The 18,724-nt window shown below is 71.2% G+C and carries 13 protein-coding genes and 2 pseudogenes; 8 read left to right on the top strand and 7 right to left on the bottom strand.

What is annotated here, in order from left to right:
- Nucleotides 1-82: 82 nt before the first annotated feature.
- Nucleotides 83-1,102, top strand: a pseudogene (locus tag NRK68_RS01740) (PEP/pyruvate-binding domain-containing protein); the annotation flags it as partial.
- A 220-nt stretch (nt 1,103-1,322) separates the two neighbouring features.
- Here NRK68_RS01740 and NRK68_RS01735 read toward each other — a convergent pair.
- Both NRK68_RS01735 and NRK68_RS01730 read right to left on the bottom strand, forming a co-directional pair.
- Nucleotides 1,323-1,541, bottom strand: a pseudogene (locus NRK68_RS01735) (response regulator transcription factor); the annotation flags it as partial.
- A gap of 132 nt (nt 1,542-1,673) precedes the next feature.
- Nucleotides 1,674-2,318 carry a CBS domain-containing protein gene (locus NRK68_RS01730; RefSeq protein WP_257854570.1) on the bottom strand — a complete coding sequence of 215 codons (645 nt, stop codon included), beginning with the start codon at nt 2,316-2,318 and terminating at the stop codon, nt 1,674-1,676.
- A gap of 329 nt (nt 2,319-2,647) precedes the next feature.
- On the opposite strand from NRK68_RS01730, the gene NRK68_RS01725 reads away from it, so the two are divergent.
- The 7 genes from NRK68_RS01725 to NRK68_RS01700 all read left to right on the top strand — a co-directional run bounded on the left by NRK68_RS01725 (nt 2,648) and on the right by NRK68_RS01700 (nt 12,286).
- Complete coding sequence (locus NRK68_RS01725) at nt 2,648-5,338, top strand: bifunctional acetate--CoA ligase family protein/GNAT family N-acetyltransferase (protein ID WP_257854569.1); 2,691 nt, start codon at nt 2,648-2,650, stop codon at nt 5,336-5,338.
- 178 nt (nt 5,339-5,516) lie between these two features.
- Nucleotides 5,517-6,149: a hypothetical protein gene (locus NRK68_RS01720; RefSeq protein ID WP_257854568.1), complete on the top strand. Its 633-nt coding sequence runs from the start codon at nt 5,517-5,519 to the stop codon at nt 6,147-6,149.
- A 102-nt stretch (nt 6,150-6,251) separates the two neighbouring features.
- Complete coding sequence (locus NRK68_RS01715; protein WP_257854566.1) at nt 6,252-6,977, top strand: hypothetical protein; 726 nt, start codon at nt 6,252-6,254, stop codon at nt 6,975-6,977.
- Between the two features lie 297 nt (nt 6,978-7,274).
- On the top strand, nt 7,275-7,766 hold the full coding sequence (locus NRK68_RS36895; RefSeq protein ID WP_373023447.1) for a tyrosine-type recombinase/integrase: 492 nt from the start codon (nt 7,275-7,277) through the stop codon (nt 7,764-7,766).
- Between the two features lie 187 nt (nt 7,767-7,953).
- Nucleotides 7,954-9,345: an MFS transporter gene (locus NRK68_RS01710; RefSeq protein ID WP_257854564.1), complete on the top strand. Its 1,392-nt coding sequence runs from the start codon at nt 7,954-7,956 to the stop codon at nt 9,343-9,345.
- Between the two features lie 96 nt (nt 9,346-9,441).
- Complete coding sequence (locus NRK68_RS01705) at nt 9,442-11,418, top strand: helix-turn-helix domain-containing protein (RefSeq protein WP_257854562.1); 1,977 nt, start codon at nt 9,442-9,444, stop codon at nt 11,416-11,418.
- 79 nt (nt 11,419-11,497) lie between these two features.
- Entirely contained in the window at nt 11,498-12,286 is a 789-nt protein-coding gene (locus NRK68_RS01700; protein WP_257854560.1) for an SOS response-associated peptidase, read from the top strand.
- A 93-nt stretch (nt 12,287-12,379) separates the two neighbouring features.
- On the opposite strand, the gene NRK68_RS01695 is transcribed toward NRK68_RS01700, so the two are convergent.
- The 5 genes from NRK68_RS01695 to NRK68_RS01675 form a co-directional block, all read right to left on the bottom strand.
- The gene (locus tag NRK68_RS01695; RefSeq protein WP_257857742.1) at nt 12,380-13,324 is read right to left on the bottom strand and encodes an endonuclease/exonuclease/phosphatase family protein; all 945 of its coding nucleotides are present in this window, start codon (nt 13,322-13,324) and stop codon (nt 12,380-12,382) included.
- 397 nt (nt 13,325-13,721) lie between these two features.
- Complete coding sequence (locus tag NRK68_RS01690; protein ID WP_183066048.1) at nt 13,722-14,411, bottom strand: hypothetical protein; 690 nt, start codon at nt 14,409-14,411, stop codon at nt 13,722-13,724.
- Nucleotides 14,412-14,555: 144 nt separating this feature from the next.
- On the bottom strand, nt 14,556-16,559 hold the full coding sequence (locus tag NRK68_RS01685) for an RICIN domain-containing protein (RefSeq protein WP_257854559.1): 2,004 nt from the start codon (nt 16,557-16,559) through the stop codon (nt 14,556-14,558).
- Nucleotides 16,560-17,303: 744 nt separating this feature from the next.
- Entirely contained in the window at nt 17,304-18,008 is a 705-nt protein-coding gene (locus NRK68_RS01680) for a thioredoxin domain-containing protein (RefSeq protein WP_257854556.1), read from the bottom strand.
- A gap of 131 nt (nt 18,009-18,139) precedes the next feature.
- Nucleotides 18,140-18,610, bottom strand: a complete 471-nt coding sequence (locus tag NRK68_RS01675; protein WP_183066050.1) for a DUF6069 family protein — start codon at nt 18,608-18,610, stop codon at nt 18,140-18,142.
- Nucleotides 18,611-18,724 lie beyond the last annotated feature (114 nt).

Here is an 18,724-nt window from a genome sequence, read left to right as displayed (position 1 = left end):
CTGCCGGAGCCGGTCCCGGCAGGACACAGTGGAAGTGCTGCCTGGACGAGAGAGAGCGGCGCCAAGGAGGTCGGTGGCGGTCATGGTTTCGTACGTGTACGACGTACACGGCTTCGTCGAGGGCGACCGGAACAGGGACGATCTCCTCGGAGGCAAGGGCGCGAGCCTCGCGAAGATGGCGCACATGGGTCTGCCCGTGCCGCCCGGCTTCACCATCACCACAGAAGCGTGCCGTGCCTTCCTGGCCACTGGCGAGCCGCCGGCCGACCTGGAGACCCAGGTCGGCGAGCATCTGCGCGCACTCGAATCGGCCGAGGGCAAGAGGCTGGGACAGGTGGACGATCCGCTGCTGCTGTCGGTGAGGACGGGGACGGCAGCGTCGACGCAGAACACGATGGAGACGATCCTCGACATCGGACTGAACGACCTCTGCGTGCTCGGACTGGCCAAAGTGCCCGAGCGTGAGCGGTTCGCCTGGGATTCCTACCGCCGCCTCGTGCAGATGCTGGGAAGCACCGTGATGGGCGTCGATCGTTCACTGTTCGAGGACGTGCTCCGACGTATCAAGGACCAGCACCGCGTCGCGGACGACTCCCGGCTGGACACGTGCGACCTCATCCGAGTCGTGGAAACGTTCAAGGACCTCATTGGCGAAGAGAGCGGCACGGAGTTCCCGCAGGCCCCGGCCGAGCAGCTGCGGATGGCGATCCTGGCAGTGTTCAGGGCCTGGAAAGACGGGCGGACTCTCCTCGGCCCGCATCGCAAAGTCGGCAAGGACGGCACCGGTGGAGCGGTCGCCCTCACCGTCCAGCGCATGGTCTTCGGGAACCTCGGAACCGATTCCGGCAGCGGCGTCGCGTATCCCCGAGATCCGGATACCGGAAGGCGCGGCCTCTACGGCGACTACCTGCCGAACGCCCAGGGCAGGGAGGTCGTTTCGGCAGACCGCGACACACTCCCCCTGCAAGACCTGGCCACGCGCCACCCCGCCGCATTCGACCATCTGCGCCGCTCCATGGAGGAACTGGAAGCGCACTACCACCTCGGTGCCGTCGAGTTCACGATCGAGCACGGTACCCTCTGGCTGCTGAACGCCCGCGTCCGATAACACATCACGCTGCCGACCCGCCCAGGGCGTCACCACGGCCGAGGTCGCACGCATCCACGCGGAAATCGGGCCGGCCTGAGCCGAGAGGCCGCCCGGGCCGTAGATAGGCGAGCAGGCCGCGGTGATCGCCGAGGCGTTCGCCCAGAACTACACCGAGGGCGGCTACGTCCCCGCCCGCGCACGGAAGCAGCTTGGCCGACGGTCGATGGCCACGGCCGTCGCCGTCGGGCAGCCGTACGTCCAGAACCGCGACATCCGGGCGCAGCGCCGGGCCGCGTGCCAGTGCCTGCTCTGCGGTGCCCGCCTCGCCTACGACGGTGATGTCCGCCTCGGCGTCGAGGAGGTCGCGCAGCCCCCGTCGGACAACCTCGTGGTCGTCGAGGAGGAACACTTTGATCGGCGCCTCGGCGGAGGCAGCGGGTACGTCGGACATGTTCACCGCCTGATCCGCACCATGCTGTGCATGCTTCCACCCGAATTGTCTCAACAGGAGGGCGATACGCATCCTCGAACCGGCGGGCCGCCGATGCCGGCCCGTGCGGGCGGGCGGCGCCCGCGCGTGGGCCTATGCCATGGCTGAGCCTGCTCCGTCGAGTTCCATCCGGACGTCGACGACCCCTTCGACGGCGCGGATGGCCCGTGCCAGGAGGGGAATCAGAGCGCGGTCCTGCAGAGGTCCCTGAAGGGTGACGACACCGTCCTGGACCGAGAAGTCCACGGACACGCCGGGTACGAGTTCGGTCACCACGGCCTGGCGAATCTCCTCCTCCAGCTCCTCGTCCGGCCGCAGGAACACCTTCAGAAGGTCGCTGCGGCTGACCACCCCTTCCAGCATGCCGACGCCGTTCACCACCGGCAGGCGCTTGACGTGCTTGCGGGCCATGATGCGGGCCGCCTCGGCGATGGTGGCGTCCGGGTGGACGGTGACCGCCGGGCTCGACATCAAGTCCTCGGCGAGCACGCCGCCGGCTTTGGAGGCTTCCTCCAGTTGGTCCGGCAGGTGGGGCTCCTCGCGTCGGAACTCCTCCTTGGGCAGCAGGTCCGCCTCGGAGACGACTCCCACAACGCGGCCCTCACCCTCCAGAACAGGGACCGCACTCACCTTCCATTCGTGCATCAGTTCGACGATCTCCTTGTAAGACGCCTCGCGGCCGATGGCGACGGCGGTGTGCGTCATGACGTCACTGACGATGTAGCGGGATGCGGGCATGACCGGCTCCTTCGCCGCGTTCGGTCGTGGATCCTGCCGCCGCCCGAAGGTGCATGGCAGGTCGGGTCGGACTCTTCTTCCATATGAGCACCCCGAGCACGTGCGCGCGCATGGGCTCTGCGGGCCAGGGGGAGGTCCGAGTGGCCCAGGCTGGAGCGGTGTCGTAGGCGCCGTGCTCGAATGCCGCGGGAATCCGCGGTCAGGAGGCGGATACGTTCGCCGAGTCCCGGAGGCACGCCAGGTCCACGATGGGAGGGGGTGCGTACGGCGTGGGAGCGACGCTTCTCGGTCGTGTGTGCCTGCCGGATGCTTCGAAGAGGAGGCCGCTCATGGCACAGACGGAGGCGGCACCGCGGGAGGTTCACGTACTTCTCGCGGATGGGGCGACTGTGTCCGTCCGACCAGTCCGACCGGATGATTTGGCCGAGGTGGCCGCGTTCTACGATGCGATGTCACCGGAGAATCTGCGCCTGCGGTTCTTCACGGCGAACCGTCGTTCGGCCGAGCAGTCCGCCGAGAGGGTCTGCCGCCCGGCCTGCCCGGGGCGCAGAGCCTTGCTTGCCGAGGCGGGCGGGAAGGCGGTCGGGCTCGTCGAGTACGAGCGGCTGCCCGGCACCGATCACGCGGACTTGGCGCTGGCTGTGGCCGACCGCTGGCACCACAAGGGAGTGGGCACGGTGCTCCTCGAGCACGCGGCGTCTGCGGCGAGGAGCGACGGCGTCACGGCGTTCGCAGCCGACGCACTGTCGGAGAACCGTGATGTGCTCAAGGTGTTCGCGGACCTGGGGCTGAGCATCATGCGGCGCTTCGAGGGTCCGGAGGTGCACTGCCTGGTCCGGCTGGAGGCGGACGAGACGTATCTGGCCGCTGTCGAGGCGCGCGGCCGGACGGCTGATGTGGCGAGTCTTCAGCCGCTGCTCCGGCCGCGGTCGGTCGCGGTGGTTGGGCCCGGAAGGCGCCCGGGATCCGTCGGACGCGCCATTCTGCACAACCTGCGCCGAGATGGCTTCGACGGTCGCCTGTACGCCGTCCACCCGGTGGCGACCGCCGTCCTCGGCGTGACCACCTACCGCACCGTGTCCGACGTGCCCCAGGCACTTGATCTAGCCATCCTCGCCGTCCCTGCCACGGCCGTGCAGACCGTCGCGGACGAGTGCGGCAGGAATGGTGTGCGGGCCTTGCTGGTGGTGTCTGCAGGCCTGGACCGCGAACAGGGGCGCGGTCTGCTGTCGGCTTGCCGTCGGTACGGGATGCGGCTGGTCGGCCCGAACTGCCTGGGCCTGGCCAACACCGAGGACGACGTTCGCCTGGATGCCAGCTTCGCGGCCGACCTCCCCAGTCCGGGAACCGCCGGCGTCGCCGTCCAGTCCGGAGGCGTGGGCATCGCTCTGCTGGCCGGCCTGTCCCGTCTGGGCATCGGGGTCTCGACGTTCGTCTCGCTCGGCGACAAATACGACGTCAGCGGCAACGACATGCTCCAGTGGTGGGAGAGCGACGGCCGGACGGACCTGGCGCTGCTGCACCTGGAGTCGTTCGGCAACGCCCGGGCCTTCTCCCGCACTGCCCGCCGGGTGACCCGCACCATCCCCGTACTGACGGTCGATGCCGGACGTACGGCCGCCGGCCGACGGGCCGCCGCTTCGCACACCGCCGCTGCGGCCACCCCCACCATGACCCGCCAAGCCCTCTTCCGGCAGGCCGGGGTCACCGCTGCACGGAGCATCGCGGAGCTCCTGGATACGGCGGCGCTCCTGCACTCCCAGCCGCTTCCGGCCGGTCGTCGCGTCGCGGTCGTGTCCAACGCGGGCGGCACCGGCGTTCTTGCGGCGGACGCAGCGATCGAGTCCGGGCTACGGGTACCGCCCCTGTCGCCCGAACTCACAGGGCGCCTCCTCGCCACCCTTCCCGGTGGTGCGGCCGCCGCCAACCCGGTCGACACCACCGCCGCCGTCTCCGAGGACAAGCTGAGCGACTGCCTGGCGGAGCTGATCGGGAGCGACGAGGTGGACGCCCTGATCGTGGCGCTCGTCCCCACAGCGGTCGCCACTGCCACCGGGGACGACCTCACGCGGTCCGTGGTTCGCACCGCGGAGCTGCACCGCTTTCCCATTGCTGCAGTGCTGCCAGATCAGGCACCCTCCGTTCGCTATCTGAATGGTCAGGATGCCGCCGTACCTGCCTATGCCGACCCGCAGTCGGCAGCGCATGCACTGGCCCATGGCGTCGACCGCACCGAATGGCTCGCCCGCCCCCAGGGGACGGTGGCCGACCTCGACGGCATCGACCTCGAACGTGCGTCCGTCATGGTGAGCAGCTACCTCTCCGACCACCCGGACGGCGGCTGGGCGGACCCTCGGACGTGCGCCGACCTCCTGGGCTGCTACGGCATCCCGCAGATCCCGTGGGTGTGGGCACGGAGCGAGTCCGACGCCGTGCATGCGGCCCGGCGATTTCGCGAATTGCACGCCGGCGCAGTGCTCAAGGCCTACTGGCCCGGTTTGGTCCACAAGAGCGAAGAACACGCCGTCCGCCTCGATCTGACGGACGACGCGGAGGTTTCGACGGGCTACCAAGACTTCGCCGAGCGCTTCCGTGGAAAGCTCGCCGGTGTCCTCGTCCAGCCCATGGCACGACGCGGAGTGGAGCTCTTCGTCGGCGTCGTGCAGGACGCGGTCTTCGGACCGCTGGTGATGTTCGGGCTCGGCGGCACGGCGACCGAGGTGCTCGCCGACCACGCCGCCCGGCTGGCGCCGCTGACCGACCAGGACGTCCACGACCTGGTGAGCGCACCCCGATGCGCCCCGTTGCTCTTCGGGCACCGCGGCGCCGAACCGGTCGACCTCGAAGGCCTCGGCCAAATGCTGTCGAGGCTGTCCCGGATGGCGAGTGATCTGCCGCAGCTCGCCGAAGCGGACCTCAACCCTGTCATCGCCCGACCCGACGGCATCGACATCGTCGACGTCCGTCTGCGGTTGGTTCCCAGCCGGGCGTACGACCCCTATTTGCGCCGGCTCCGTTGAAGGGACGACGACCGGACACGCTGGCCCGCACCATGTGTCGCCTCGCCCGCGGCGGCGCTCCTGCCTGACAGACACCCCTACCACAGCGCCCGGCTGCCCCCGCTTGCCGCACCGAGCCGCGCGAGCGACGCTCGATCATATGGGCAGGAATGGTCTTAAACCTGGGCGACTCAGTGCGGTGACTTGTGCACTGGCCGGTTATGTACTGCTCGTACGGCCACGGCTGCTGACCTGGGGCGCCACCCCCGACGAAGTCGCGCGCACCTACCCAGGTGACGACCTCATCCCCGATACCGGCAGCTCGTCGATCATGGCAACGACCCTGCCCGCGCCTCCCGAAGAAGTCTGGCCCTGGCTGGTCCAGATGGGCTGCAATCGCGGCGGCTGGTACAGCTGGGACCGGCTGGACAACGGCGGACGGCCGAGCGCACGCCGTATCGTCCCCGACTGGCAGAGCCTGAAAGAGGGGCAACGTCTCAATGCGGTGTCCAGTGGCCACACCTGGTTCACCGTCGCCCTCCTTGTGCCGGACCGAACCCTGGTGCTCCGCTCAGACGTGGAGCTGCGTTCCGGCCGGAGCTTCGATATCCGGTCCGAACCCCTGCCCAGGGCGTACGTCGATTCGCTGTGGGGCTTTCACCTCGAACCGGCTCCCGGAGGCCAAACCCGCCTCGTCGTCCGGGGACGAGGCCGAAGCCGGCCACGGCCGTTCACCCGGTCCGCTGACCTGCTGTTCTGGGAGCCCGCTCACTTCATCATGCAGACCCGCCAGTTCCATAACCTGCGCGAACGGGTCACCACGCGCGCGTGACACAGCCTTGTCCGTGCTCGTCTCCGCTGGGATTGTGCGAGGGGTCGCACGCGTGGCTCGCGCCAGCGGAGCATTTCGTGAGGTCTGCTGCACACTGTTGGTATGGCCGCGGACGAGGCGCAGCTCAGCCCTCCTGAGTCGCTGCTGCGGTTGATCGACAACCTCGCGCGGTTCCACCGCCAGCATGAGGAGTATTATTCGCAGGCACCTTTGCAGCAGGCCGGCGGTCTGCAGGAGCGGTCTCGGGTGCTGAAGGCGCTGGCTGACCGCTGGAGCGTGGTCGGAGTACGTGAGCAAGCCTCGGCGGTCGCGTCCGCCGGCGCGGAGGACCTTAACGCTCCAGGACTCGTCGCGGAGTCGGGCGTCCTTTTCATGGAAGGGGAGGGCGAACCAGCAGAACTGCAGAGGATGAAGCGTGAAGTCGGGCTGCTGGCCGATGATGTGGAGCAGACGGGGGCCTGGCTCGCCAACGCGATGGAGCAGGCATGGGACCTTGCGGGGTCCTTGGCCGCCTACCCCGCGCTGGCCGACTTGCTGGGGGAGCGGCACCGGATCATTGCAAATGATTGGCAGTCGGCCGCTCTGCAGTCTCTGATCGCGCGGCTGCTGCGACGCGCACTTGACCTGCTGGCCCGTGTCGATTTCGCACCGGCGGCACTGCGGGCCGACCTGCGAGGCGCACGTAAAGTTCCCGCCTATCTGTATTCGGCTTCCGAGCTGCTGGATCGGGCGGCGGATCTGATGCTGGAGTCGGCGACACTGGTGCATGACAACGAGCACCGGTGGCGGATCTTCCGTGCTCGAGTTCGGGAGTTGGAGTCGGCGTAGGCAGGTCAGGATCCGTCGTTCGTGTCAACGTCGGCGTTGCGCGAGTGCGCTCTTCAGCTCCTGCCTGACGAGGGGGCCAGGGCGCCCTGGCCGCACTCGTGGAACACGTTGTTCGCGGCCGTGGCGGCCGCCGTCAAAGGTTGGACGAGGCCCGTGTCTGGTACAGCTGCCGCACGGGGTTGCTGTTCGGCGAGCCGCCGTACCCTCGGCGGGGCCCGCTGGTAGGCAGGCTTCCGGCGGTAATGCGCCGTCTGCCTGTGGGGACGGGGACGTGAGCACGCTGTCGGCCTTCGGTCCATGAGTCACAGCATGAAGGCACCAGCGCCACACCCAAGACAGTCGTCGCCCAGGCCATCCCGCATCCGCTTGTGGCGTAAGGCCAAGCAGAGCGCGGGCATCACCAGGAGGATCACCCCGCATTGGCTGCGCCACTTCTTCGCCTCGGCGGGACTGTCCAAGGGCGTACCAGTAACGGACATGGCCGAGTGGTTCGGGCACCGGGATCCGCGCATCACCCATGAGACGTACGCACGTGACGCCGGACGCCCCGGGACGGCTGAGGGCCCTGATCAAATCGGTCTTCACGCGCGAGACCGAGCTGAGCCTGCCTCTCGAGTTCGAGACCGTGGTCCAAGCGGCCTCACGCCCGGCGGCCGACCGGTTTCGTCCGGTCGGCCGCGTCGCCGGCGGGTGGCGTCGATCCGATCCGCCCGGGATGACCGAGTTCAACGCTGCGTAGTCAGCACCGAACCAGCACGGGAGTCAGTACCGGGGTGCAAAACGGCTTGATCCACGCGTTTGCGGCGGGTCTTCGCGGGGCGTTCCGGAAGCCTTCAGCAGGTCCACGGCGACGGTGTGGTGGTTGCGTACACAAGGTGGTGCCTGAATGTGCTGTCCCGCCACATACGCCGCCGACCTGCGGGCTTCTACGGTGTGGCCACAGCAAGCGTCCCCGCAGACCCCGGAAGTGGTGCACATGACCTCCCCTGCAACAGCCGCACCATCGTCAACCGGAATCCGGAGAATCGTCGCAGCGAGCCTGATCGGCACCACCATCGAGTGGTACGACTTCTTTCTCTACGGTTCGGCCGCCGCGCTGGTCTTCAACCAGCTGTTCTTCCCCGAGAGCGAACCGCTGGTCGGCACCCTCCTCGCCTTCCTCACCTACGCGATCGGCTTCGCGGCCCGCCCCCTCGGCGGGCTCGTCTTCGGCCACTACGGCGACAAGATCGGCCGCAAGCGGCTCCTCGTCCTCAGCCTCCTCCTCATGGGCGGCGCGACCTTCGCCATGGGCCTGCTGCCCACCCACGCGAGCATCGGCGTCGGCGCCCCCGTCCTGCTCACCCTCCTGCGCCTGATCCAGGGGTTCGCGCTCGGCGGGGAGTGGGGCGGCGCGGTGCTGCTCGTCTCCGAGCACGGTGACGACAGGAACCGCGGCTTCTGGGCCTCCTGGCCCCAGGCGGGGGCACCCGGTGGCAACCTGCTGGCCACCGGCGTCCTCGCCCTCCTCGCCGCCGTGCAGTCCGAGGCGGCCTTCCTCGCCTGGGGCTGGCGCATCCCCTTCCTGCTCTCCGGAGTGCTGGTGATGATCGGCCTGTGGATCCGGATATCCGTCTCCGAGTCCCCGGTCTTCCTGGAGGCACAGGCCAGGGCAGCGCGGCGGGCCGCCGCCGGCGTCGAGGCGAAGCCGCCCGTGACCGAAGTGTTCCGTACGAACTGGCGCGGCGTCCTGACCGCGATCGGCACCCGCCTCGGCGAGAACATCTCGTACTACGTCATCACCGCCTTCCTCCTCGTCTACGTCACCAGCCACCTCGGGCTGCCCAAGAGCGACGGCCTGAACGCGGTCCTGATCGGCTCAGCCGTCCACTTCGCGGCCATCCCGGCGTGGGGCGCCCTCTCCGACCGGATCGGCCGCCGCCCCGTCACCCTCATCGGCTCCGTCGGCATGATCGGCTGGGCGTTCGCGTTCTTCGCCCTGCTCGACTCCAGGTCCTTCCCGGTGATCGTCGCGGCCGTGACCGTCGGGCTGCTCCTGCACGGCGCGATGTACGGACCGCAGGCCGCCTTCATCTCGGAGATGTTCGCCACCGAAGTCCGCTACTCGGGTGCCTCGATGGGATCCCAGCTCGCGTCCGTCGTCGGCGGCGCGCTCGCCCCGATCGTCGCCGTTGCCCTGCTCCAGGACTACGACTCCTCCGTACCGGTCTCGATCTACCTGGGCGCGGCGGCAGCGGTCACCACGCTGACCGTGCTGGTCGCCAAGGAGACCCGCGGGCGTAGCCTGGCCCGCGAACACGCCCCGGCGGGCGGAACGGTTCCCACCCCGCGCGGAACCGGGTACGGAGCGGTGCCGGCCGACAACTGAACACCCAGCGGGAACTGCCGGTGCCGGGGCCGGCGCCCGGCAGTTCCCGCTGTCGCGACGCCCGGCCGAGTCCACCACCACGACGGAGAGCACCCGATGCCCACCACCGGAAACACCGCGAGCACCGGCACCGGCACCGGCACTGGCACAAGTACAGGCACCGGCATCGGGCCGTCCTGGACAGCGCTGCGGCATCTGCACCACCTGCTGGACCTGCTCGACCGGGGCGCGCCGGCCGAGCAGTTCGCACCGCCCGCCGCCCCCGCCCGCGGCCCCCATCTCGAAGACGCCGACGCGGCCGTGGTCGCCGAGGCCACCCGGGTCGCGCTCCGCATCCGTCGTACGCTCACCCAGCACCGCCGCCGCGAGGCCGAACTCGCCGCGCTCTTCGACACCGCCGGGGACCTGGCCCGGCTCAGGGACCTGGACGCCGTACTGAAGGCCATCGTCCACCGCGCCAAGCTGCTTCTCGGCACGGACGTGACGTATCTGTCCCTCAACGACGACGACGCGGGCGACACCTACATGCGGGTGACCGACGGCTCGGTCTCCGCCGCCTTCCAGCAGGTCCGCCTCGGTATGGGGGAGGGCCTCGGCGGTCTGGTCGCGGAGACGGCCCGCCCCTACTCCACCGGCGACTACCGCGACGACCGGCGCTTCCGGCACACCGCGACGATCGACGGCGCCGTCACGGAGGAAGGACTACGGGCCATTCTCGGGGTCCCCCTCCGCCTGGGCACCCGGGTGATCGGCGTCCTGTACGCGGCGGACCGCACCGCCCGCACCTTCACCCCGGACGAGGTGGCCCTCCTGTCCTCCCTCGCCGACCACGCCGCCATCGCCATCGACAGCGCCCGTCTGCTCGACGAGACCCGCAGCGCGCTCGTCGACCTCAACGAGGCCTCGCGGACCATCGAGGCGCACAGCGACGCCATGCGGCGGGCCGAGGACGCCCACGACCGGCTGACCGATCTGGTGCTGCGCGGCGCCGGCATCGGCGACGTCGCCACTGCCATCGGCACCGTCCTGCAGGGCGGCACCCTGATCCACGACGCCGACGGCACCGAACTCGCCCGCTCCGGCACCGATTCCGGACGGCCGCCCGCCCGGGCCGTCACCGCGTCCCGGGCCGGCGGACGCGCCGTGCCCGCCGAGGGCACCTGGGTGTGCGCCGTCCTCGCGGGCCCCGAACTGCTCGGCAGCATCGCCCTGACCGGCCGCCCCGACCTCGGCGACGCCGACCGCCGCCTCTTCGAGCGGGCCGCCGTCGTCACGGCCCTGCTGCTGCTCCAGGGCCGCTCGGTCGCCGAGACGGAGGACCGCGTACGGGGCGAACTCCTCGGCGACCTCCTCACCGGCGCCGCCGACCCGGCGAGCCTGCCCGCCCGCGCCCGCCGGGTCGGCGTGAACCCGGACCACCCGCACGGGGTGTTCGTCCTGCACTGCGCCGCCGCCCCCCGGCAGCGGCTGCTGTCCGCCGCCGCCCGGATCGCGCACGCCCGCAAGGGCCTCGCCGGGCTGCACCACGACGACGTGGTCCTCATCCTCCCCACCGAGCACCCCGGACCCGGCGCCGCGAGCCTCGCGGGCGAACTGGGCCAGGCCCTCGCCTGCCCCGTCACGGTCGGCTCCGCCGGCCCGGTCACGGCGCCGGGACGGTTCCCCGGCGCCCACGCCGAAGCCCTGCGCTGCCGGACCGCCCTGCGGGCGCTGGGCCGGGAGGGCTCCGGCGCCGCCCTGGGCGACCTGGGCTTCCTCGGTGTGCTGCTCGGCGACCGGACCGACCTCGGCGGCTACGTGCGGGGGACCCTGGGGCCCGTGCTCGACTACGACGCGAAGCGCGGCACCGAACTCCTCCACACCCTCGCCACCTACTTCGACGAGGGCGCGAGCCAGGCCAGGGCCGCAGAGGCCCTCCACGTGCACGTCAACACCGTGGTGCAGCGCCTGGACCGGATAGGCCGGCTGCTCGGCCGTGACTGGCAGCGCCCCGAGCGGGCCCTGGAGCTCCAACTCGCCCTGCGTGTCCACCGGGTGCAGCGGCCGGAGGATGCCGGTCCGCCGCCGGCGTAGGGCGTGTCCACCAGCCTGCGCGGCGCGGGTTTCGCGGGGCGGCCGACGCAAGGGCGCCACAGGTGGCAGGGTGGAAGACATGTGCGGCCGATACGTTTCCACCCGCGGTCCCGAAGACCTCTCCGGCCTCTTCCGGGCCTCGCCACCGGACCCGGGCGACGCGCTGGAGCCCAGCTGGAACGTCGCCCCCACCGACGCGGTCTGGGCGGTGCTGGAGCGCGCCGACCGGGAGAGCGGGCTGCTGGAGCGCCGCCTCCGCCCCCTGCGGTGGGGCCTGGTGCCGTCGTGGTCGAAGAGCCCGTCCGGCGGCGCGAAGATGATCAACGCGCGGGTGGAGACGGTGCACGAGAAGCCCGCGTACCGGCGCGCTTTCGCCAAGCGCCGCTGCCTGCTGCCGGCGGACGGGTTCTACGAGTGGCAGGCCGTCCCCGCCTCGGCCGGGACGAAGGCGTACAAGCAGCCGTACTTCATCCGCCCCGAGGACGGCGCCGTGATGGCGATGGCCGGGCTCTACGAGTTCTGGCGCGACCCCGGTGTCGCCGACGGCGACGACCCGGCGGCATGGTGGGCGACCTGCACGATCATCACCACCGAGGCGACCGACGCGGCCGGCCGCGTCCATCCCCGGATGCCACTGGCGCTCGCCCCCGCCGACTACGAGGCCTGGCTCGACCCGTCGCACCAGGACGCGGACGCCCTGCGCGCCCTGCTCGCCGCACCCGGGGGCGGCCGCCTCGACGTGCGTCCCGTGTCGACGGCGGTCAACAACGTGCGCAACAACGGGCCGGAGTTGCTGGACGCCCCCGCAGACGCCGAAAGCCCCCCGGACCGCGCCGGTCCCGCGCACCCCGCAGCGGCGGCCGAGTAAGGAGATCGGTCCGGATCGCCAACGCCGTCCACCTGGCTGTCGCCGTTCGTCGGTCAGCGCCTGCGTCCGCTCACCGTCATGATCGCGATCCGGCTATGAGCCGGTTGCCGGCTTCCAGGTGATGCGGGCCGCCACCGGCAGGTGGTCGCTGCCGGTGGCGGGCAGCGTGCGGATCCCGGCGACGCTCGCCGAACGCACCAGGACCTGGTCGATCCGGGAGACCGGGAAGGACGCGGGCCAGCTGAGGGCGAACCCGCGTCGGGGAGTCTTCATCCGCGAGGTCAGGGGGGCGAGTCCGCGGTCGTCCACGGTGCCGTTGAGATCTCCGAGCAGGACCACCCGGTCCACCGGCTCGGCGGCGACGGCCGCGCCCAGCAGCAGCGCGCTCTCGTCCCGCAGCTGCGAGGCGAACCCGGACGGCCGGATCCGTACCGAGGGCAGGTGGGCGACGTACACGGCGATCTCACCCTGCGGGGTGGTCACCCCGGCGCGGAGGCCGCGGCTCCAGCCCTCCCCGATGCCCGCGGGCCTGATGTCCAGCCGCCGTACGCCCCTCAGCGGGTACGCCGACCAGAGACCGACCGTGCCCTCGACCGCGTGGTACGGATACCGCGACGCCAGGGCCGCCTCGTAGACGGGCAGCGCGGAGGGCGTCAGCTCCTCCAGGGCGATGAGCTGCGGCGAGGCCGCCGCCAGGGCGGTCGCGGTGGCCGCCGGGTCCGGGTTCTCGTCACTGACGTTGTGCTGGACCACCGTGAGGTGGTGGGGACCGCCCTCCGCGGGAAGGAGCAGGCCGCCGAAGAGCCACACCCAGGTGAGCACGGGCAGCAGCAGGGCCACCAGCGCGACGGCCGACCTGCGTACCAGCGCCGCCACGAACAGCGCCGGGACCACCAGGCCGAACCAGGGCAGGAACGCCTCCAGCAGGCTTCCGAGGCGGCCCACCGCGTTGGGCACGGCGGAGTGGAACGCCGGCACGGCGGCGGTCAGCAGCGCGAGCGAGGCGACGACGCGCCCGCGCCCGGCCCCGGTCGCCACCCGCCACCGGCCCGCGCACCGCACGGTGCCGACGACACCGCCGTCCGCACCGCCGCCCACATTGCTGCCCACATCGCCGCCCGCGCCGCTGTCCGTACCACGGGCCTCACCGTGGGCCTCACCGTGGGCCGTGGCGCCGCCCGTCCGCCTTGTCACTGTCCCGCCCACCCGTCCTGGACCGTTCCGTCCCGCACCATGGGCACGACGTCGCCCGGTACGACGCGTGATCCGCCACCAGGGTTCCCGCACGGGCCATCGGTGGTGGTCAGGCCGTCCGGGGCCGCGGGCGCGGGCGACACGGCACGCTACGCACCGGGCCGCGAGCCCACCGCCCGGTAGCCGCCGTGTACAGGTCGGGCCGGGCTCGCACAGCCCGGCCCGACCCGTTGCCGACCGGCTACGACGTGCGGCACGCGCCGCGCATCCGGCGCCGGCGCAGCAGCAGGCCGACGCCCGCTCCGGCCAGCGCGGTCACCGCGACACCCGCCGTGGTCCACCAGACGGCGTCGCCCTCGGAGTCGGACACCGCCTGCGTCCCGGAAGGAGCCGGAGTGGGGGAGGCGGCGTCCGCGGCCGTCGCGGCGGCATCGGAACCGGAGGCGGAGCCGGGAGTCGGGGCCGAGACGGCCGGAGTGCCGCCGGTGGCGGAGGTGGCACCACCGCCGGTGGTCCCCGCGCCGGTGGTCGCTCCGCCGGTGGCCGGAGCCGGATCCACCACGGGTACACCGACTTCGAGTTCACCCTTGCCGAGCGCGGGGAAGCCCACTTCGACGCTGACCTTCCACGTACCGGGTGGCAGGATCTCGGCGGTGGTCCAGCCGGCGGGCGCGGCCGCCGGGTCGCGGACCAGGCGCCAGGGGCCCATCGTGCGGGAGCCGTCGACGCTGACCGCGTTCACGGTGGCGGCGACGGTCTCGTCGACGGCGTCCCCGTCGTTCTCCCAGGTGATGTCGGTGGTGACGTGGCCGGCGCGTTGTCCGGTCACCACCACCTTCAGGGTGTCTCCGTGGGCATGGGCCGCAGCGGGGAGCAGGAACATGAGACCGAGTGCGGCCAGGGTGGCGGAGAGAGCGGTTCTTATGCGCATCGTCGGGTGCTCCGGTCGAGATGAGGGGAAACCGGCGGACGGCCGCACGGGGCGGCCGTCCGCCGGCGCGGGATCACGGCGTCACGGGGTGATCCCGGCGCCCGGGCGTGGGTTGCGCCCGGGCGCCGGGCGTGGCGGCAGTGCTCAGCCGGACTTCTGGACGGTCCAGGCCTGCGCCGCGCGGCCGTCCGCGCGCTGGAGGTCGAGCAGCCAGTTCCCGTAGTACGGGCGGTTGCTGACGGTGAGGGCGAAGCCGCCGCTCGGGTCCGTGACGGTGACCGCGCTGCCGCGGGACGTCAGCTTCCAGGCCTGCGCGCCGTTGTTCTTGTCGCAGGGCTGCTGGGAGACCCACATGCCCGGGGCGGGGGAGCCGCCCGGCTGGAGGCACTTGCCGGAGACCGCGGACTTGATGCGAACCTGTCCGTTGCCGGCGTCGTCGAAGTACCACTGCTGCTGGGCGTAGCCGTTGGCGCGGCCACCGACGAGCACGGTGCCGTCGGCGGTGCGTCCGCCCCAGACCTCCGCGGCCATGCCGGTGCTGCCGTTGCCGAGCGTGTAGCGGCTGCCCGGGGTGGTCGCCCCGCCGCCGGCCCCGGTGGTACGGAACGTCGCGGCCTTGCCGGCACCGCTGTCGCGGCCGGAGGCGTCACGGGCCGAGACGGTCACCGAGTACGAGGTGTTGGGCTGGAGGTTGTAGATGCGCAGCACCTGCGACTGGACCCAGGCCAGGTGCTTGCCGTTCAGCATCACCTGGTACCAGGCGGTGCCCTCGACCTTGGGCCAGCTCACGACGACGGAGTCGGACTGGATCTGGGCCGCGGTCGCGGTCGGTCCGCCGGTGGGCTGCTTCGTCGGCGTGGGGCTGGGCTTCTTCGTGGGCGTCGGGTCCGGGTTGGGACCGGGGTCCGTGCCGCCGCCACCGCCCTTGTTCTTCATCAGGAACTGGTTGTCGGCGATGTTCCAGTGCGTGGCCAGGTAACTGCCCGGCTTGGGACTGGTGTGGAAGTAGTCGTCGTGGTTGCAGTCCAGGATGTTCTCGGACGCCTGGTTGGTGCAGATGTTGCGCATCTTCGGGTAGTACGGGGTGTCCGAGTAGCACATGACGTCGTACTCGTCGGTGCAGTGCGCGCCGCGGCTGGTGTTCGGGGCGCTGTTGTTGACCGCGCCCAGGTTGTGGCCGAGTTCGTGCGCGGCGGTGTGTCCGCCCCAGCAGCCCGAGTCCGTGCGCCCGTAGGACGGGCCGAAGTTGCTCTGGTTCGCCTGGCCGGGACGCTCGTCGCCCGCGAAGGTGCCGATGCCGCAGTAGACCTGGCTGTCGGCGAAGATCATGTACTTGCGGTCGCGGCGGTCGAGGCCCTTGGCGGCCAGCGCGTTGTTGGTCGCGCTGAACTCGGCCAGGGCGTTGGCCGGGAGCTCGATGTTGAGCACGGTGGGGGTGCAGTCCGCGGCGGTGACGTAGCGGATGTGCCGGACGCCGCCGGTCTCCTTGGCGCTCGCCGAGTAGATGAGGTCGGCGTCGGCCGCCCACTTGCGGAACGACGCGACGTACTCGGAGTAACGGTCCTTGCCGGGGGCGTGGACGTACACGACCTGCACGCGGTTGCCGGTGCTGCCGTCGCCGTCGCACTGGACGGTCTGGCCCGCGGGGCCCGCGGCGACGGCCTGACCGCCCTCCGCTGCGGCAGGCTGAGGCGCGGCGTCCTTGGTGCCCGCGGCGTCGGCCGCAGGCGCGTCCTGAGGACGCCCGCCGCCTTCCTTGCTGGCCGGGTCGTCGGTGGAGGGCTTGGCCGGATCGGCCGCCGGGGCCGTCTCCTTGACGGCCGGCGGGATGTCCTTGGTGATGTCGACGCCCTTGGGCGGGGCGTCGGGACCGTGGGTGCAGTGACCGTCCGCGGTGCGGTAGACGCCCACGCAGCGGTCGCCCTTGGGGGCGGGCTGCAGGCCGTCGTAGATCATGCCGCGGGCGTTCTCATTGGCGGGTGCTGCGGAAAGGGGTTCCGGCTCCTGGTCCCGCGCGGGGGCGGCGGCCGGAGCGGAGGCCGCGGCCTCGACGGTGTCGGCTGCCTGGGCACCGTCGCCGAGCCCGGAGTAGGCGATGCCTGCGGCTATCACCGCACCCGCTGCCACGGCGGCGGTGGCGAGTATCAACCGCCGGGGTTTGCGGCGGTGGGGGGTGGCAGCGCGTCTGCGACGTCCTGTCATGGGCACCTCAAATCGTTGTCGTACTAGTGGGGTGCGCGGAAGCCTGCCAGACGAATGCCGCGGAGAATTCGGACAAACGGGAGCGTGGTCCGAGAAATCATTCCGTTACCTGTCGGCATGATTTGACGAACACTCAACTTGCAATAAAAGCAGGGGAGTTACGCGCGTTGCGCAGGAAAGGTCCAGTCCTTTCCGGGCGGGTTGTTATCAAATCGAGATATGATGTGGAAGCTTGTTGACGGGAATTCAGTCAGGAATTCACCTATTTACTACCTGCTGAATTCCCTTCGTCACGAGGGGTGAGGGTCCGCGCCCCCGAAACCGGCCCCGCTGCCCACCGGCTTCCCCACGGGGCCCGCCAGTTGCCGAAACCCGCCGCTTTGCACCGTCCCAAGTGCCGTGCCGGCGGTGGAGGGTGACCGTACGTAGGCCTGGGCGCGGTCACGGACGGCTACTACGGGGCGCACCCGCAAGCGCGTTCAACCGGCCCGGCCGGTGTTCGAGGCGGTGCATTCCCCCGGCCTGGCCGCGGACCCGGTCACGCTCGACAGCTCCGCCGTCCTACGGTTGTGGCGTGCGCTCCTCGGCTACCGGGCGCGCGCCGACCGGAGGGCTTCGTCGCCCGGGTACTGGCGGCGGACGACACACGACCCCAACGGACAGCGCGCGCGGCGTGGTGGGCGCGGCGGTCTACGCCGTGGCGGATGCCTTCCGGAGACGGCGGTAGAGGCGGTCGCGGTCGTCGTAGAGACCGCGGCTGTCCGTCCGGACCAGAGCGCCGTTGATCGCCATGGTCGGGGTGCCCTCGACCTCGGACTTGTCGAGTGCCTCGTCGGAGGCCTCCACGAACTCCCGGTGCTTCGTCTCCAGCACGGCCGCGTCGAACTCCGGGCCGCGCAGGCCCGGGACCTTCCCCGCCAGGGTCAGCAGCCGGTCCCGCGTGAAGCCGCCCGACCTGCGCACCTTCGCCTGGTGGCGGTAGAGCAGTTCGTGATACTCGGCGAACTTGCCCTGGTCCACGGCGGCGCGCAGCGCGTTCGCGGCGTACTTCGACCCCGGGCCGAGGAAGGACCCCAAGGTGAACTGGAGCTGCAGCGCGTCGTTGCGGGCCGCCTGCTTCAGGTAGGGCCCGTTGCCGTCCAGCTCGAAATCGGCGCAGGCCGGGCAGCTCAGGTCCTCGTAGATCCGGACCGAGAGGGGAGCGGACGGGTTGCCGATCACGATGGTGGTGCCGTCCGGGGCCAGCGACTCCCGGGCGGCGGGCAGGTCCGCGTCCGCCGAGACGTCGAGCGGGTGGTCGCCCCGCGGGCCCCGCCCGGTGCAGGAACCGACGGACGACGCAACGACGATGGCCGCGGCCGCACCCAGGAACCCGCGTCTACTTCTGACCTGCATGAACACCCTTTCCCCCTGATCGACAGGGAGACCTTACGCGCTCCCGCGCCCCACCGCGCACCGGGTTTCCCCGGGACCGTCCGTCGGCGTCCGGCCGCGGACGGTCGTACGGGTCCGCGGCCGGGATGCGCTCAAGGGTGACGGCGGTGGAGGCCGTGGCGGCGGCGGAGCTCCAGGGTGGTGAAGACCGCCACGCCGAGGGTGATGTGCATCAGGGACAGGGCCGCGACGGTGCCGCCGTCGGCGTCCGCCGACAGCGGGCCGGCGACCGACAGCAGCGCCAGCCCGCTGCCCACGTACTGCGCGATCCGCAGAAAGACCGGCTTCCACAGGGCCGCCAGCAGAGCGGCACCCAGCCCGACGACCAACGGGACGACCGAGGAGCCGATGACGCCCCCGACCGTGATCGGGTGCTGCGCGCCGCCGTCGACCACGACCAGCGAAGCACCGGCCAGCCTGGCGACGGCGAAAACGATCAGATTGACCACGGCCGCGCCGACCGCGCCGGTGACCAGCACCTTCCACCAGCCGAATCCGGAACCGCGGACCGAGGCCACGGCCCCGACGGAAGAACCGGAGTCCGGAACTGCACTGCTCGACATGAGACTTCCCCCAACGTGTGAAGTACCGCGCCGCCGTACGGCCGCCGGCATGCACACAAGCCTCCGACCTGAACCTCGCTTGAGGTCAAGCCCCCGGCGCAGCGCACGGTCGCT

Origin of the sequence: Streptomyces yangpuensis (assembly GCF_024666385.1) — a bacterium.
GTDB lineage: Bacteria > Actinomycetota > Actinomycetes > Streptomycetales > Streptomycetaceae > Streptomyces > Streptomyces yangpuensis.
This window is presented reverse-complemented; position numbering and strand designations above follow the sequence as displayed.

What these genes read in the sequence shown, in the direction of transcription:
- NRK68_RS01680 (WP_257854556.1), bottom strand. Translation starts at nt 18,008, where the DNA reads ATGCAGGTCAGAAGTAGACGCGGGTTCCTGGGTGCGGCCGCGGCCATC.
- NRK68_RS01710 (WP_257854564.1), top strand. Translation starts at nt 7,954, where the DNA reads ATGACCTCCCCTGCAACAGCCGCACCATCGTCAACCGGAATCCGGAGA.
- NRK68_RS01725 (WP_257854569.1), top strand. Translation starts at nt 2,648, where the DNA reads ATGGCACAGACGGAGGCGGCACCGCGGGAGGTTCACGTACTTCTCGCG.
- NRK68_RS01715 (WP_257854566.1), top strand. Translation starts at nt 6,252, where the DNA reads ATGGCCGCGGACGAGGCGCAGCTCAGCCCTCCTGAGTCGCTGCTGCGG.
- NRK68_RS01690 (WP_183066048.1), bottom strand. Translation starts at nt 14,411, where the DNA reads ATGCGCATAAGAACCGCTCTCTCCGCCACCCTGGCCGCACTCGGTCTC.
- NRK68_RS01700 (WP_257854560.1), top strand. Translation starts at nt 11,498, where the DNA reads ATGTGCGGCCGATACGTTTCCACCCGCGGTCCCGAAGACCTCTCCGGC.
- NRK68_RS01705 (WP_257854562.1), top strand. Translation starts at nt 9,442, where the DNA reads ATGCCCACCACCGGAAACACCGCGAGCACCGGCACCGGCACCGGCACT.
- NRK68_RS36895 (WP_373023447.1), top strand. Translation starts at nt 7,275, where the DNA reads ATGAGTCACAGCATGAAGGCACCAGCGCCACACCCAAGACAGTCGTCG.
- NRK68_RS01675 (WP_183066050.1), bottom strand. Translation starts at nt 18,610, where the DNA reads ATGTCGAGCAGTGCAGTTCCGGACTCCGGTTCTTCCGTCGGGGCCGTG.
- NRK68_RS01730 (WP_257854570.1), bottom strand. Translation starts at nt 2,318, where the DNA reads ATGCCCGCATCCCGCTACATCGTCAGTGACGTCATGACGCACACCGCC.